General features: G+C 59.5%; 7 protein-coding genes and 1 pseudogene (1 of these 8 only partly in view). 5 read left to right on the top strand and 3 right to left on the bottom strand.

Annotated elements, in window-relative coordinates:
- Together waaF and glnE are read right to left on the bottom strand one after the other, a co-directional pair.
- Positions 1–1,035, bottom strand: a complete 1,035-nt coding sequence (waaF, locus tag E3W21_RS11165) for a lipopolysaccharide heptosyltransferase II (protein WP_134419745.1) — start codon at positions 1,033–1,035, stop codon at positions 1–3.
- 294 nt (positions 1,036–1,329) lie between these two features.
- Positions 1,330–4,269: a bifunctional [glutamate--ammonia ligase]-adenylyl-L-tyrosine phosphorylase/[glutamate--ammonia-ligase] adenylyltransferase gene (gene glnE / locus E3W21_RS11160; RefSeq protein WP_134419743.1), complete on the bottom strand. Its 2,940-nt coding sequence runs from the start codon at positions 4,267–4,269 to the stop codon at positions 1,330–1,332.
- Between the two features lie 383 nt (positions 4,270–4,652).
- Here glnE and aceE point away from each other — a divergent pair, with 383 nt between their 5' ends.
- From aceE to msrA, 5 genes are all read left to right on the top strand, one after another.
- The gene (aceE, locus tag E3W21_RS11150) at positions 4,653–7,298 is read left to right on the top strand and encodes a pyruvate dehydrogenase (acetyl-transferring), homodimeric type (RefSeq protein ID WP_134419741.1); all 2,646 of its coding nucleotides are present in this window, start codon (positions 4,653–4,655) and stop codon (positions 7,296–7,298) included.
- A gap of 11 nt (positions 7,299–7,309) precedes the next feature.
- Complete coding sequence (gene aceF / locus E3W21_RS11145; RefSeq protein ID WP_134419739.1) at positions 7,310–9,280, top strand: dihydrolipoyllysine-residue acetyltransferase; 1,971 nt, start codon at positions 7,310–7,312, stop codon at positions 9,278–9,280.
- 281 nt (positions 9,281–9,561) lie between these two features.
- A complete protein-coding gene (locus E3W21_RS11140; RefSeq protein WP_134419737.1) occupies positions 9,562–10,956 on the top strand; it encodes an alkaline phosphatase D family protein in 1,395 nt (464 codons plus the stop codon).
- Between the two features lie 257 nt (positions 10,957–11,213).
- On the top strand, positions 11,214–13,907 hold the full coding sequence (locus E3W21_RS11135) for a bifunctional diguanylate cyclase/phosphodiesterase (protein WP_129439096.1): 2,694 nt from the start codon (positions 11,214–11,216) through the stop codon (positions 13,905–13,907).
- 219 nt (positions 13,908–14,126) lie between these two features.
- The gene (gene msrA / locus E3W21_RS11130; protein ID WP_134419969.1) at positions 14,127–14,774 is read left to right on the top strand and encodes a peptide-methionine (S)-S-oxide reductase MsrA; all 648 of its coding nucleotides are present in this window, start codon (positions 14,127–14,129) and stop codon (positions 14,772–14,774) included.
- Between the two features lie 126 nt (positions 14,775–14,900).
- Here the strand turns inward: msrA and E3W21_RS11125 are convergent.
- Positions 14,901–15,688, bottom strand: a pseudogene (locus E3W21_RS11125) (23S rRNA (adenine(2030)-N(6))-methyltransferase RlmJ); it runs 54 nt beyond the window's last position.

Raw genomic sequence — 15,688 nt, 5'->3', positions numbered from 1 at the left:
CTATTTGACCTCGACCACAGTGCCTTGCAAACGCTGCAAGGCTTCGTTCACCGCTTGCGGCATGAGCTGGCGCAGGCAGTTGTAATGACCGAAACGGCACGTGCGATCGAAGCAGGGGCTGCATTCGATGCCCAGGCGCACGATCTCGACGTGCTCGGCCAGTGGCGGCGTGAAACCCGGCGACGTCGAGCCGTAGACTGCCACCAACGGGCGATTCAGCGCAGCGGCGACGTGCATCAGGCCGGAGTCGTTGGACACCACCGCATCGGCGCAGGACATCAGGTCGATGGCTTCGGCCAGGGAGGTGCCGCCGCTGAGGTTCACCGACTCTTCACGCAAACCGGGAATCAGCCGCGAACGGATGTCTTCGCCGACGGCGTGATCGTTTTTCGAACCGAACAGCCAGACTTGCCAGCCTTCACGGATCTTCGCTTCGGCAACCTGGGCATAGTGCTCGGACGGCCAGCGCTTGGACTCGCCGAACTCGGCACCGGGGCACAGCGCCAACACCGGGCGGTCGAGGGCCAGGCCGAACTTGGCCATTGCCGCCTCGCGCGTGACCGGGTCAATCTGCAGGCTCGGCCGTGGATAAGGTGTCGGCAGCTCGGCACCGGGCTCGTAAGCCAGGGCCATGAAGCGTTCGATCATCAGCGGGTAACGTTCTTTATCCAGCGTGCGCACGTCATTGAGCAGGCCGTAGCGGAACTCTCCACGCCAGCCGGTGCGTTTCGGGATGCCGGCGAAGAACGGCACCAATGCCGACTTCAGGGAATTGGGCAGCAGGATCGCCTGGTCGTACTGGCCGGTCAGGGATTTGCCGATGCGCCGACGCGTCGCCAGCTCCAAAGCACCGTGACCGAGCGGAAAGCTCAAGGCCTGGCGTACTTCGGGCATGCGCTCAAGAATCGGCCGGCTCCACTCGGGGGCCAGCACGTCGATTTCGCATTGCGGGTGGCGCTGCTTGAGACACTGAAACAGTGTCTGCGCCATCACCATGTCACCGACCCAACTGGGCCCAACGATCAGAATTTTCATGTGGTTTCCATAAACGAGCCGGGGNAGGCATACGCCTCCCCGCCTCGAGAATCACTGCGGGAGCAAGGCTGCTTGCGATGGGTCATCACCTTCAACATTATTGTCGACTGTCATTCCGCTATCGCGAGCAAGCTCGCTCCCACATTGGGATTTGGTGTACATCGATCTGCGAAACAATGCAGATCTACTGTGGGAGCGGGCTTGCTCGCGAAGGCGCAGTGTCAGTCACTATAGAGGCTGAATGTGACGGCCTCTTCGCGAGCAAGCCNCGCTCCCACATTTGAATTGTGTCGCTTAACTCAATCCCAGTTCGCGCCAGATCCGCACTACCTGCCGCCGTTCGTCCACGAACTGGTCGCCCGGTATCACCCCGGCGTCCTTCTGCAAGGCCTGCCGGTGAGCGGCTGAACGGTAGGCTTTATAGGCCTCGCGCAACAGGCTGGCGTCTTCGGCGGGCATCAGCCCTTCCTCCTCCAGCCCTTCCAGAATGCGGATATTGTCAGTCCAGCGCAGCAATGGCGGGTGCGATTCGGACCACGCCAGGGCCGCGTATTGCACCATAAATTCAATATCGACGATACCTCCGGCGTCCTGCTTGAGATCGAACGGCGCCGTGGCCTCGAAGGCATTTGCCCCGGTGCCCGCCGCGGTGCTCTTGCTGCCAAGGTTATCGCGCATTTTGGCGCGCATCTCACTGACCTCCTGGCGCAAGGTTGTAAGGTCCCGCGACTTGCCCAATACCGCCGCGCGGACTTTCTCGAACGCCTGGCCGACGTCCGGACTGCCCACCAGCACCCGCGCCCGCACCAGCGCCTGATGTTCCCAGGTCCAGGCTTCATTTTCCTGATACCGGGCAAACGCACCGAGCGAACTCACCAGCAACCCCGACGCACCGGAAGGTCGCAGGCGCATATCGACTTCATACAGCTGACCGGAGTTGGTCTGGGCCGTGAGTAAGTGAATGATCCGCTGCCCCAGCCGAGTGAAAAATTGCGCACCGTCGATAGGTTTCGGCCCGTCGGTTTCCGCCTGCGGATCGCCATCGTGAATGAACACCAGGTCCAGGTCCGAACCATGCCCCAGTTCCAGACCCCCGACTTTCCCATAACCGACAATGATGAAGCCGGGATCGCACAAGGTGCCGTCGGTACGCAGCGGCGTGCCGTATTTGGCCACGGTCTGGCGCCAGGCCAGGGCCAGCACTTGTTCCAGGATCGCTTCGGCGAGCCAGGTCAGGTAATCACTGACCTTCATCAACGGCAGGCTGCCGGCGATTTCCGAAGCGGCGACCCGTAAACGGTGCGCCAGTTTGAAATGCCGCAGGGCTTCCATTTGCTGTTCAAGGTCGTCTTCGGGAATCCGCGTCAAACGCTCGCGTAACTCGGCAGCCAGTTCCGGCGCCAGCGGCGGCTTGAACAGCCGACCTTCGTTGAGCAATTCGTCGAGCAGCAGCGGGAAGCGGGTGATCTGTTCGGCGATCCACGGGCTCGCGGCGCACAAGGTCAACAAACGTCGCAGCGCGCCGGGGTTTTCGGTCAGCAACACCAGATACGCGGAACGACGGGCCACGGCTTCCACCAGCGGCAATACTCTTTCCAGCACCAGATCCGGATTGGCGTGCTCCACGGCCTGAGCCAGCAACCGCGGAATAAAGGCATCAAGGCGCTCACGCCCCAAGCGCTGCATCGCCCGCAGCTGCGGGCTGCTGCGCAAACCGGCCAACGCTTTCAGGGCCTTGGTGGCATCGGCGAAGCCGCCCTCTTCCAACTGGCGGCAAGCGGCCTCTTCGTCCTGAGCCTCTTCCCACAACGGCAGCCATTCGCCGCCGACCACCACTTCGCTTTCGGTGCCTTCCTCTTCGTCGGGATCGGCGATCACCTGACCAAAGTGCCAAGCCACGCGGCCACGCCAATACATCAGCTGCTCATGGAAAGCCTCCCAGTCGGCGAAGCCCAACATAAAGGCAATGCGCGCCTGATCCTGAGCACCGTCGGGCAGCATCTGGGTCTGGCGGTCGGCAATCGCCTGGATCGCGTGCTCGGTGTAACGCAAGAATTCGTAGCCTTCGCGCAGTTCGCTGATCACCGCCGGCGGCAGGTAACCCTGACCTTCCAGCGTGCTCAGTACTTTTAATAGAGGACGTTGCTGCAGACTCAGGTCGCGGCCACCGTGGATCAACTGGAACGCCTGGGCGATAAATTCGACTTCACGAATGCCACCGGAGCCGAGCTTGATGTTGTCGGCCATGCCCTTGCGCCGGACTTCTTGCTGGATCAGCTGCTTCATGGTGCGCAGCGCTTCGATGGCCGAGAAGTCGAGGTAACGCCGGTAAACGAACGGCCGCAGCATCTCTTGCAATTGCGCGCCGGCCACTTGATCGCCGGCCACCACCCGCGACTTGATCATCGCATAGCGTTCCCAGTCGCGACCCTGATCCTGGTAATACTGCTCCAGCGCGTTGAAGCTCAGCACCAATGCGCCGGCCGAACCGTAAGGCCGCAGGCGCATGTCGACGCGGAATACAAAACCGTCGACGGTCATCGGGTCCAACGCCTTGATCAGGCGCTGGCCGAGACGAATGAAAAATTCCTGGTTATCCAGCGAGCGTTTGACGCCGACGGTTTCGCCGCCCTCGGGATAGGCGAAGATCAGGTCGATGTCCGACGACAGATTGAGTTCCACCGCGCCGAGCTTGCCCATGCCGAGAATGACCATCTGCTGCGGCTCGCCGCTGCGCCGGCCAGTCGGCACGCCGAACTGCTGACAATGCCGCGAGTACAACCACTGATAAGCCTGATCGATGCTGGCATCGGCCATGTCCGAGAGGTCGCGACAGGTCTGGGTCAGATCGCACTGACGCGTCAGGTCGCGCCAGATGATCCGCACTTGATGGCGGGTACGTTGACGACGCAGGGCGCGACCGAGCCCATCGTCGGTTTCTGCTGCATTCACCGCTGCCGCAATCTGTGCGCACAGCTCGCCGGGCGCAAAACGTCGGTCCAGCTCACCGGACTGCACCAGCTCCAGCAACATCAATGGGTCACGGACACTTTGTTCAATCACGAAGTCGCTGGCAGCGGTGACGCGGGCAAATTGCGCCCAGCGTTCAGGCGTCCAGCCGGCCAGGCCATGGTCGTCGGGAAGCACCGCGACGGCCGTACGGAACGACTGCTCGGCGCGGGTGACAAACGGCAGGAGGATGCCAGGCAGTTCGGCAAGCGAAGGGAGGCTCATGGTCTATCCTTGATCGGCGTGTAGAGGGCTGCATGTAGTGATTCGCGAGAATGCACTACCTGATCGACTGTCGAACAAAGGTTAGAAATAGCTGAAATTTCTTTATTTTTGGCAGACAGCATCAAGCTTTCACCTTTTCTGGTTGGCAAAAGACCAACCTTAACGATTATTCTCACAACGCAGCTGGAGGCCACAAGCCGCTCATCTGTAGTTTTACTACTCGTATATACATTCGAAAGGCTGAAATGCCCGAAGATTTGTAGTAAAACTACACGCCGCCGGAACAACCTCTCGGCAATCCAAGAATTTATATCGTCTGCCCACAAGGCCAGTCGCAAACTCAGGCAACCGATTCTGGAAGCCTTTCCGCCCTGGAGCAAGCCATGCAAGACCTCGATCCCGTCGAAACCCAGGAATGGCTGGACGCCCTGGAATCGGTTCTCGACAAAGAAGGCGAAGACCGCGCTCACTATCTGATGACCCGTATGGGCGAACTCGCAACCCGTAGCGGTTCGCAATTGCCTTACGCCATCACCACGCCATACCGCAACACGATCCCTGTCACCCACGAAGCACGCATGCCTGGCGACCTGTTCATGGAACGCCGCATTCGCTCGTTGGTACGCTGGAACGCGATGGCCATGGTGATGCGTACGAACCTGAAAGATTCTGACCTGGGCGGTCACATCTCCAGCTTCGCCTCCAGCGCAACGCTGTATGACATCGGCTTCAACTATTTCTTCCAGGCCCCGACCGACGAACACGGCGGCGACCTGATCTACTTCCAGGGTCACACCTCGCCAGGCGTTTACGCCCGTGCGTTCATGGAAGGCCGCATCACCGAAGACCAGATGAACAACTTCCGTCAGGAAGTCGACGGTCAGGGCCTGTCGTCCTACCCGCACCCGTGGCTGATGCCTGATTTCTGGCAGTTCCCGACCGTATCCATGGGTCTGGGCCCGATCCAGGCGATCTACCAGGCACGCTTCATGAAGTACCTGGAAGCCCGTGGTTTTATCCCTGAAGGCAAGCAAAAAGTCTGGTGCTTCCTGGGCGACGGCGAGTGTGACGAGCCGGAATCCCTGGGCGCGATCTCGCTGGCTGGCCGCGAGAAGCTCGACAACCTGATCTTCGTTATTAACTGCAACCTGCAGCGCCTTGATGGCCCGGTTCGCGGCAACGGCAAGATCATCCAGGAACTCGAAGGCGTGTTCCGCGGTGCTCAGTGGAACGTGACCAAAGTCATCTGGGGCCGTTTCTGGGACCCACTGTTGGCCAAAGACGTCGACGGTATCCTGCAACGCCGCATGGACGAAGTCATCGACGGCGAGTACCAGAACTACAAAGCCAAAGACGGCGCGTTCGTACGCGAACACTTCTTCAACTCGCCAGAACTCAAGGCGATGGTTGCTGATCTGTCCGACGACGAGATCTGGAAACTCAACCGTGGCGGTCACGACCCGTACAAGGTCTACGCGGCGTACCACGAAGCGGTCAACCACAAAGAACAACCGACCGTCATCCTGGCCAAGACCATCAAAGGTTATGGCACCGGTGCCGGCGAAGCGAAAAACACTGCGCACAACACCAAGAAAGTTGATGTTGAAAGCCTGAAGTTGTTCCGTGATCGCTTCGACATTCCGGTCAAAGACGAAGAACTGGAAAACCTGCCGTTCTTCAAACCGGAACCCAACAGCGCTGAAGCCCGTTACCTGAGCGAGCGCCGCACTGCACTGGGCGGTTTCGTGCCACAGCGCCGTGCCAAAAGCTTCGACATCCCGACGCCATCGCTGGATACCCTCAAGGCAATCCTGGACGGCTCGGGCGACCGTGAAATTTCCACCACCATGGCCTTCGTGCGGATCCTCGCGCAGCTGGTCAAGGACAAGGAAATCGGCTCGCGCATCGTTCCGATCATCCCGGACGAAGCCCGTACCTTCGGTATGGAAGGCATGTTCCGTCAGTTGGGCATCTACTCCTCCGTCGGCCAGCTCTACGAGCCAGTCGATAAAGACCAGGTGATGTTCTACAAAGAAGACAAGAAGGGCCAGATCCTCGAAGAAGGCATCAACGAAGCGGGCGCCATGAGCTCCTTCATCGCTGCCGGTACTTCGTACTCCAGCCACAACCAGCCAATGCTGCCGTTCTACATCTTCTACTCGATGTTCGGCTTCCAGCGTATCGGCGACCTCGCCTGGGCCGCTGGCGACAGCCGTACCCGTGGCTTCCTGATCGGCGGCACCGCCGGCCGGACCACGCTGAACGGCGAAGGCCTGCAACACGAAGACGGTCACAGCCACATCCTGGCTGCCACCATCCCGAACTGCCGCACCTTTGATCCAACCTACGGCTACGAGCTGGCGGTGATCATTCAGGACGGCATGAAGAAGATGACCGAACAGCAGCAGGACGTTTTCTACTACATCACCGTGATGAACGAGTCCTACCAGCAGCCAGCCATGCCGGCCGGTGTCGAGGAAGGCATCATCAAGGGCATGTACCTGCTCGAGGAAGACACCCGCGAAGCGGCGCACCACGTTCAGCTGATGGGCTCCGGCACCATCCTGCGCGAAGTTCGCGAAGCGGCGAAAATCCTGCGTGAACAGTTCAACGTCGGCGCTGACGTGTGGAGCGTTACCAGCTTCAACGAACTGCGTCGCGATGGCCTGGCCGTAGAGCGCAGCAACCGTCTGCACCCGGGCCAGAAGCCAAAACTGAGCTATGTCGAAGAGTGCCTGAACGGCCGTCAAGGTCCGGTCATCGCGTCTACCGACTACATGAAGCTGTTCGCTGAGCAAATTCGTCAGTGGGTCCCGTCCAAGGAATTCAAAGTCCTGGGCACCGACGGTTTCGGCCGCAGTGACAGCCGCAAGAAGCTGCGTCACTTCTTCGAAGTCGACCGTCATTTCGTGGTGTTGGCAGCCCTGGAAGCCTTGGCTGACCGTGGTGATATCGAACCTAAAGTGGTGGCTGAAGCCATCGCCAAGTTCGGGATCAACCCGGAAAAACGCAACCCACTGGACTGCTGAGGAGACACTCTGTGAGCGAACTCATTCGCGTACCTGACATCGGCAGCGGTGAAGGTGAAGTAATCGAACTATTTGTGAAGGTCGGCGACCGTGTGGAAGCCGACCAAAGCATCCTGACGCTTGAGTCGGACAAGGCGAGCATGGAAATCCCTGCGCCCAAGGCTGGCATCGTCAAGAGCATCAAAGTGAAGCTGGGCGATCGCCTGAAAGAAGGCGACGAACTGCTGGAGCTGGAAGTCGAAGGTGCCGCTGCTGCGGCCCCTGCGGCTGCGGCTGCCGCTGCGCCGGCGGCCAAAGCTGAAGCGAAACCGGCTGCTGCTCCTGCTCCGGCAGCGGCTGCTCCGGCCGCAGCTCCAGCTGCTGCAACCACCCAGCAAGTGCACGTGCCGGACATCGGTTCGTCGGGCAAGGCCCAGATCATCGAGATCCAGGTCAAAGTCGGCGACACCGTCGAGGCTGATCAGTCTTTGATCACCCTGGAATCCGACAAGGCCAGCATGGAAATCCCTTCGCCTGCAGCTGGCGTGGTCAAGGCCATCAGCGTCAAGCTCAACGACGAAGTCGGCACCGGCGACCTGATTCTGGATCTGGAAGTGGCAGGTGCCGCGGCACCGGCTGCGGCCGCGCCAGCTCAGGCGGCGGCACCTGCTGCCGCTGCTCCAGCGCCAGCCGCTGCGGCCCCGGCTGCACCGGTTGCTGACAGCGTTCAGGACATTCATGTCCCGGACATCGGTTCGGCAGGCAAGGCCAAGATCATCGAAGTCCTGGTCAAGGCCGGCGACACCGTTGAAGCCGACCAGTCGCTGATCACCCTGGAATCCGACAAGGCGAGCATGGAAATTCCATCGCCTGCCGCTGGCGTGGTGGAAAGCGTTTCCATCAAGCTGGATGACGAAGTCGGTACCGGCGACCTGATCCTGAAGCTGAAAGTCAAAGGCGTTGCGCCTGCTGCTGCCCCGGCTCCGGCCGCTGCTGCTGCTCCTAGTGCTCCAGCTCCAGCCGCCGCTGCGCCTGCTGCTCCGGCACCGGCCGCACCTGCTGCTGCACCGGCCAAACCGGGCGCCAAGGTTCACGCAGGTCCTGCGGTGCGCCAACTGGCTCGCGAGTTCGGCGTCGAGCTGAGCTCGGTCAGCCCAAGCGGCCCGCACGGTCGCGTGCTCAAGGAAGACGTGCAGGTTTACGTCAAAGCCATGATGCAGAAGGCCAAGGAAGCACCGGCCGCTGCTGCTGGCGCAACCGGTGGCGCAGGCATCCCGCCGATTCCGGTCGTGGACTTCAGCCGCTTCGGTGAAACCGAAGAAGTGCCGATGACACGCCTGATGCAAATCGGCGCGTCGAGCCTGCATCGCAGCTGGCTGAACATTCCGCACGTGACTCAGTTCGATTCGGCTGATATCACCGACCTGGAAGCGTTCCGTATCGCTCAGAAAGCCGTTGCAGAGAAGGCTGGCGTCAAGCTGACCATCCTGCCACTGCTGCTCAAATCCTGCGCACACCTGCTCAAGGAACTGCCGGACTTCAACAGTTCGCTGGCACCAAGCGGCAAAGCGATCATCCGCAAGAAGTACGTGAACATCGGCTTCGCAGTCGACACCCCTGAAGGCCTGTTGGTACCGGTCATCAAGAACGTCGATCAGAAGAGCCTGTTGCAACTGGCAGCCGAAGCCGCCGTGCTGGCCGCCAAGGCCCGCGACAAAAAGCTCACCGCTGACGACATGCAAGGCGCCTGCTTCACCATTTCCAGCCTCGGCCACATTGGCGGCACCGGCTTCACGCCGATCGTCAACGCGCCGGAAGTGGCGATCCTCGGTGTTTCCAAGGCAACCATCCAGCCAGTCTGGGACGGCAAAGCCTTCCAGCCGAAACTGATGCTGCCGCTGTCGCTGTCCTACGATCACCGCGTGATCAACGGCGCCGCTGCTGCACGCTTCACCAAGCGTCTGAGCGACCTGCTGGCGGACATCCGCACCATCCTGCTGTAACACCGATCGGCCCTCCTTCACCGGAGGGCCCGTCGCGTTCCACGTTTTCCGAGCGCCACGCTCGTACCTCAACCCCGCCAGTTTGGCGGGGCTTTTTTTGCCTGGAAGAAAGTCACCCAACACCCCTTTCCTACATTCGCGGCTTACGTCGCCCACAACTCCAGTCCACTTCTGCTCGATATTTTTTGCGAGCCCATAACTAAGCTTACTTCAACTAATTGTTGCTAGAACCCTTATCAACTTATTTTGCTTAGTTAGCATTACTTCGAATGGATTCGAACATGTTTAAACCGACTGTCGGCCCTATTATTGGCCACACAACAACTAACCACACACGCATCTTCTTGCGTGGCGAACTTCAAAACAATGCGCCGGCATTTGCAGGTATTCGTTATCGCCGGCCTGGCGAAGAGCGCTGGTCCCAAGGTGTATTTGCAAAGTTGACGATCTTGCGTGATATGTCCGATGTGATTGCACTCAACGACCTTGCCACCGACACCGAGTACGAATACCAAGCAGGCTGGTTCAGCCCCATGAGCCCGGTGCACACCGTGGAGACAATTCAGGAACTGCCGCTGCAATGGCCGCGCGATATCTACCGGTTTCGCACACAGTCCAGCAAAGCCACGATTCCACGGGCCTATATCGTCGGTTCATGTCGTTACCTGCGCATGACCGCTGGCGTCCCGTCTGCACCGCATCTGGGGGACAGGATTTTCGCCTCGATCACGAATCTGGCGCAGCAGGCCGAACCGCCCATCAGCGCCATGTTGATGACCGGCGATCAAATCTATGTCGATGACCTGAACGTCATTGCTCCCGACCGGGAATACAAGGAAATACTCAGTAAGTACCGCGCGGCTTTTTCCCAACCCAATATTGCCAAGTTAATGTCCGGCGTGCCGACTTACATGATCCTCGATGATCATGAAATTGAAGACAACTGGCCCGCCAAAAAAAATAAGGCCGACGCCTATTTATACAAAAACGCCATCGCGGCGTATGAGTTGTATCAAGCCAGTCATAGCCCGGCGCATACACTTCTTGCCAGCGGGCAAATAAATAGAAAACTGGAACAGTATTGGTATCAGTTCGCCGAAGGTGATATCGAATGGTTTGTCACTGACAGTCGAACCCGACGCAACCTGTCGGCCAATGATCGACGCATCCTCGATGAAGAGCAGGAACAGGTCTTGTGCAAATGGTTGATTCACAGCCCGGCCAGGGTCAAATTCGTGGTCACCAGCGTGATGTTCTACCCCGACCGCAAAGCCCACGGTGATGACGCGTGGAAAGCCTTTCCCGAACAGCGTCTGCGGCTGCTGGAGACAATTCGTACACACCGCATCAAGAACGTCTTCTTCGTTTCCGGTGATGTCCATGGCTCCCTGACCAGTCGCCTGACCCACAGCGAGGACCCGGACTTCGAGGTGCACACCATCGTCTCCTCACCCTTGTGCAACAGCAAACTGCTGCCGTACGCCAAGGCATCCACCTTCATCCTCGATCAACCGTTGGCGCGAACAGCCGCTGGCGACTATCAGCATGAACTGACCAGCCAGGTGGTCAGTCAGGACAACTTTGCCCATTTGATCGTTGATCAGGAGAAGGTTCAGGTCAACTATCACGACAGGGACGGCAACCTTTTGCAGTCGGTCGGCATAGCACTTCGGTGATCCCAAAAAGATCGCAGCCTTCGGCAGCTCCTACATCCCAACGTAGGAGCTGCCGCAGGCTGCGATCTTTTCGGCTTGAAGCATTACTTTTAGCCGGCTGCTGGAGAAACTCGTCCTCCTGCCGACATATTCTTATAGCACTTGGCCTTCATGTCTCTTGTCAGTCAGTGTCGCAATGATGCAACCTTGCCGCTGGTAACAGTAAAGAGGGCGAGAGCCCGGCGCGATCAGCCTATTCGAAGTGAGTTTCCCTCCATATGAAGAGCCAACCCGATGCCGCCAGCCGTATGGTGGCCGAGGTAGTGACGCAGTTGCCTGTGCCCTCGCGGCTCGGCATGCTGCGTTTCGAACGGCTGAATGAAGCGAGTTGGGCGCTGCTGTTTCTCGATCCTAATTGCGAACGACAGTTCGGCCTGCCTGCGGTGGAGCTCTGCGCTCTGGTCGGCTCGCCCTACGCCAGCCTGATGGAGCCCGAAGCGCGCTATCAGCTGCATGACGCGGTTCAGCAGCAACTCACCGAAAGCCCGCATTACCTGATCCGCTACACCCTGCACACCGCCGCCGGCTCCTTGAACCTGCTGGAACTGGGCGAAGCCTACAAACAACATAATCGACACCTGCTGCGCGGCTACCTGCTGGTGGTCGACGGCCTGTTCGATGGCGAGCAACTGCTGCCGGCCCTGGACCTCGAAACCCAGAACTCTCGCCTGCAAATCGCCCTGGAACTCAATCAGCGCGCCCAGCAGGAACAGCTTCTGCACCTGGACCGGGTGCGCGCCCAGCAAGACTTGATCCTGCTGCTGACCCGCCAGCGCTATAGCAGCAACAAATCCCTGCAAGAAGCCGCCGAACTGATCACTCGCAGCGCCTGTGACATTTACGAAATCGACTGCGCCAGCCTGTGGAACCTCGAAGGTTCACTGCTCGTGCCGATTTCGGCCTATCACCGCGCCAGCCAGGAATACCTGCTGCCGGAGCCGATTGACGTCAGTCTCTTCCCTGATTATCTGGATGCCTTGCACACCGGCCGCGCCATCGACGCCCACAACGCCATGCGCGACCCGCGCACCCGGGAAATGGCCGAACATCTGCGCTCGCGTGATGTGAACGCCATGCTCGACGCCAGTATCCGCGTCGACGGCCAAGTGGTCGGCGTACTCTGCCTGGAACAGACCGGTACGACCCGCGCCTGGCAATCGGACGAAATTGCTTTCGCCGGCGAACTGGCGGATCAGTTTGCCCAAGTCATCAACAACCACAACCGTCGCACCGCCACCAGCGCCCTGCACCTGTTTCAGCGTGCGGTAGAGCAAAGCGCCAACGCCTTTTTGCTGGTTAATTGCGATGGCGTGGTGGAATACGTCAACCCGAGTTTCACGGCGATCACCCAGTACACCACCGAAGAAGTCCACGGCCAGCGGCTGTCGGAACTGCCGGCACTGGAAAACCTCAGCGAGCTGTTGTTCGACGCGCCCTCGGCGCTGGCCAAGAGCAACAGTTGGCAAGGCGAATTCAAAAGCCGCCGCAAAAATCTCGAACCCTACTGGGGCCAGTTGTCGATTTCCAAGGTTTACGGCGACAACCGCGAGCTGACGCATTACATCGGCATCTACGAAGACATCACCCAGACCAAGCTCGCTCAGCAGCGCATTGAGCGTCTGGCTTACACCGATAACCTGACCAACCTCGGCAACCGTCCGGCCTTCATCCGCAACCTCGATGAACGTTTCGCCCGAGACAGCGATACCCCGATCAGCTTGTTGCTAGTGGACATCGACAACTTCAAGCGGATCAACGACAGCCTCGGCCACCAGACCGGCGACAAACTGCTGATCAGCCTGGCCCGACGCCTGCGCAACAGCCTGAGCCCGAGTGGCAGCCTGGCGCGGTTCGCCAGTAACGAATTCGCCGTGCTGCTGGACGACACCGACCTGCGTGCGGGCCAGCAGATCGCCAATCAATTGCTGGCGACCCTCGACAAGCCGATGTTCGTCGACAACCAACTGATCAGCGTCACCGGCTCCGTGGGCCTGGCCTGCGCACCGTTGCACGGTCGCGATCCGCAAACCCTGATGCGCAACGCCGGCCTCGCGCTGCACAAGGCCAAGGCCAACGGAAAACACCAGGTTCAGGTGTTCACCGAAGCGCTGAACGCAGAAGCCAGCTACAAACTGTTCGTCGAAAACAACCTGCGTCGCGCCCTGACCCAGAATGAGCTGGACGTGTTCTACCAGCCCAAGCTTTGCCTGCGCAGCGGTCGCCTGTTGGGGATGGAAGCGCTGCTGCGCTGGAACCATCCGGAAAAAGGCATGATCCGCCCGGACCAGTTCATCAGCGTCGCCGAAGAAACCGGCCTGATCATCCCCATCGGCAAATGGATCGCCCGCCAGGCCTGCCGCATGAGCAAAGACCTGACCGCCGCTGGCCTGGGCAATCTTCAGGTGGCAATCAACCTATCGCCTAAGCAGTTCTCCGACCCGGACCTGGTGTCGTCCATCGCCAACATCCTCAAAGAAGAGGCGCTGCCGGCAAACCTGCTGGAACTCGAACTCACCGAAGGCTTGCTGCTGGAAGCCACCGAAGACACCCACTTGCAGCTCGATCAGCTCAAGCGCCTGGGCCTGACCCTGGCCATGGATGACTTCGGCACCGGTTACTCGTCGCTCAGTTACTTGAAAAAATTCCCGATCGACATCATTAAGATTGATCGAAGCTTCATCCACGAAATCCCGGACAACCAGGACGACATGGAAATCACCTCCGCGGTGATCGCCATGGCCCACAACCTGAAACTCAAGGTCGTGGCTGAAGGCATCGAAACCGCCGAGCAGTTGGCTTTCCTGCGCCGTCACCGCTGCGACGTCGGCCAGGGCTACCTGTTCGACCGACCGATCCCGGGCACCGAGCTGATCGAAAAGCTCAAGCGCTACCCGCGTGGCCCGATCGCCTGAATAAGGCTGAAGGCTCTTTCTGCCAAGACACAAAACCCTGTGGGAGCGAGCTTGCTCGCGATGAGGCCGTGTCAGTCAGCATTGATGTCGACTGATACTGCTATCGTCGGAACGCCGCCCGGAGCAAGCTCGCTCCCACAGGAGTAGTGATTAACTTGGCATCATTGGGCACACTGGTGGTCTGTTTATTTACATCCAACCTGACTGAGAGGACTGATGATGGTCTTGCGCTCGGAAATCCTGGTGAACAAAAACGTGCTCCCGACTAAAGAACAAGCTCTGCCTGGCCGTGAAACCCCAATGAACCTGCCGGAAAAACACTTCGTCCACGACGCCCCGCTGCTGGGCCCGTTCGCGATGGACGTGGATTTCGCGATCTTCGGCCTGGGCTGCTTCTGGGGCGCGGAACGCAAGTTCTGGCAGCGCGAAGGCGTGGTCAGCACGGTGGTGGGTTATGCCGGCGGCTTTACGCCGAACCCGACGTATGAAGAAGTCTGCTCGGGCCTGACCGGCCACAGCGAAGTGGTACTGGTGGTCTACGAGCCGGCGAAAGTCAGCTACGAAGAACTGCTGAAGATGTTCTGGGAACTGCACAACCCGACCCAGGGCATGCGTCAGGGCAACGACATCGGCACCCAATACCGCTCGGTGATCTACGCCACCAACCCGACTCAGTTGGCAGCCGCCAAGCACAGCGAGCAAGTGTTCCAGGCCGAGTTGACCAAGGCTGGCAAAGGCACGATCACCACTGAAATCGACGAAGCGCCGACGGTCTACTTCGCCGAGGCTTACCACCAGCAATACCTGGCGAAAAACCCTGAAGGGTATTGCGGCATTGGCGGTACAGGCGTGACTTGCCCGATCTGAATCCCAAAAAGCAAAAGATCGCAGCCTCGTTTCACTCGACAGCTCCTACAGAGAAATGCATTCCCCCTGTAGGAGCTGTCGAGTGAAACGAGGCTGCGATCTTTTGATCTTGCTCGTCAATTGACCCTATTCGGCAATCAACCAATCCATCTGCCAACCACCCTGGGTCTGCCCCAGCTTCTTGGACAACCACGGCAGCAACTCACGCAATTCCTCTTCCAGACCCCACGGCGGATTCGCAATCGCCAGCCCCGAACCATTCAGACTGTTCGGCGTATCCAACGGATGCACCAGCAACTCGACCCGCAACAACTTCGGCGCGCCCGTGCCCGCCAGATCCTGATAAAAACGACGCAACATGCGCTGGTCCTTCACCGGGTACCAAATCGCCGCCACGGTCTGCCGCATCCGGCCAATCGCCTCTTTCAGCGACGCCGCACAGCGCTGCATCTCATCCAGTTGCTCGAACGGCGGATCAATCAACATCACCGCCCGCTTCTCCTGCACCGGCAACATCGCACGCGGCACATGCCAGCCTTCGCCCAGATGCACCTTCACTCGACGGTCGCCGGCCATGTTGTCTTTGAGCAACACACCGTCTTGCGGGTGTTTCTCGTTGAGCATCACCCGATCCTGCGGCCGCGTCAGACGCCGCGCCAACTCCGGTGACCCCGGGTAATAGCGCAACTGGCCATCCGGGTTCATGTCGTGCAGCACCTTCATGTAATCAGCGGTCAACGCCGGCAGATCCGGCTGATCCCACAAACGCGCAATACCTTCCAGGTACTCACCGGTACGGCTCGCCTGATCACCCTGCAGGTCATACAGACCAATACCGGCGTGAGTGTCGAGATAGGCAAACGGCTGCTCCTTGCGCGACATCAAAGCGATGATGCGGGTCAAAGTCAGGTGTT

The sequence above is a fragment of the Pseudomonas sp. F01002 genome, assembly GCF_004402115.1.
GTDB classification, from domain to species: Bacteria; Pseudomonadota; Gammaproteobacteria; order Pseudomonadales; family Pseudomonadaceae; genus Aquipseudomonas; species Aquipseudomonas frigoris.
Note: the sequence above shows the minus strand (reverse complement) of the source record. Positions and strands in the feature narration are given on the sequence as shown.

Coding starts and splice junctions, on each gene's coding strand:
- glnE (WP_134419743.1), bottom strand. CDS start 4,269: ATGAGCCTCCCTTCGCTTGCCGAACTGCCTGGCATCCTCCTGCCGTTT.
- E3W21_RS11140 (WP_134419737.1), top strand. CDS start 9,562: ATGTTTAAACCGACTGTCGGCCCTATTATTGGCCACACAACAACTAAC.
- msrA (WP_134419969.1), top strand. CDS start 14,127: ATGGTCTTGCGCTCGGAAATCCTGGTGAACAAAAACGTGCTCCCGACT.
- aceE (WP_134419741.1), top strand. CDS start 4,653: ATGCAAGACCTCGATCCCGTCGAAACCCAGGAATGGCTGGACGCCCTG.
- E3W21_RS11135 (WP_129439096.1), top strand. CDS start 11,214: ATGAAGAGCCAACCCGATGCCGCCAGCCGTATGGTGGCCGAGGTAGTG.
- waaF (WP_134419745.1), bottom strand. CDS start 1,035: ATGAAAATTCTGATCGTTGGGCCCAGTTGGGTCGGTGACATGGTGATG.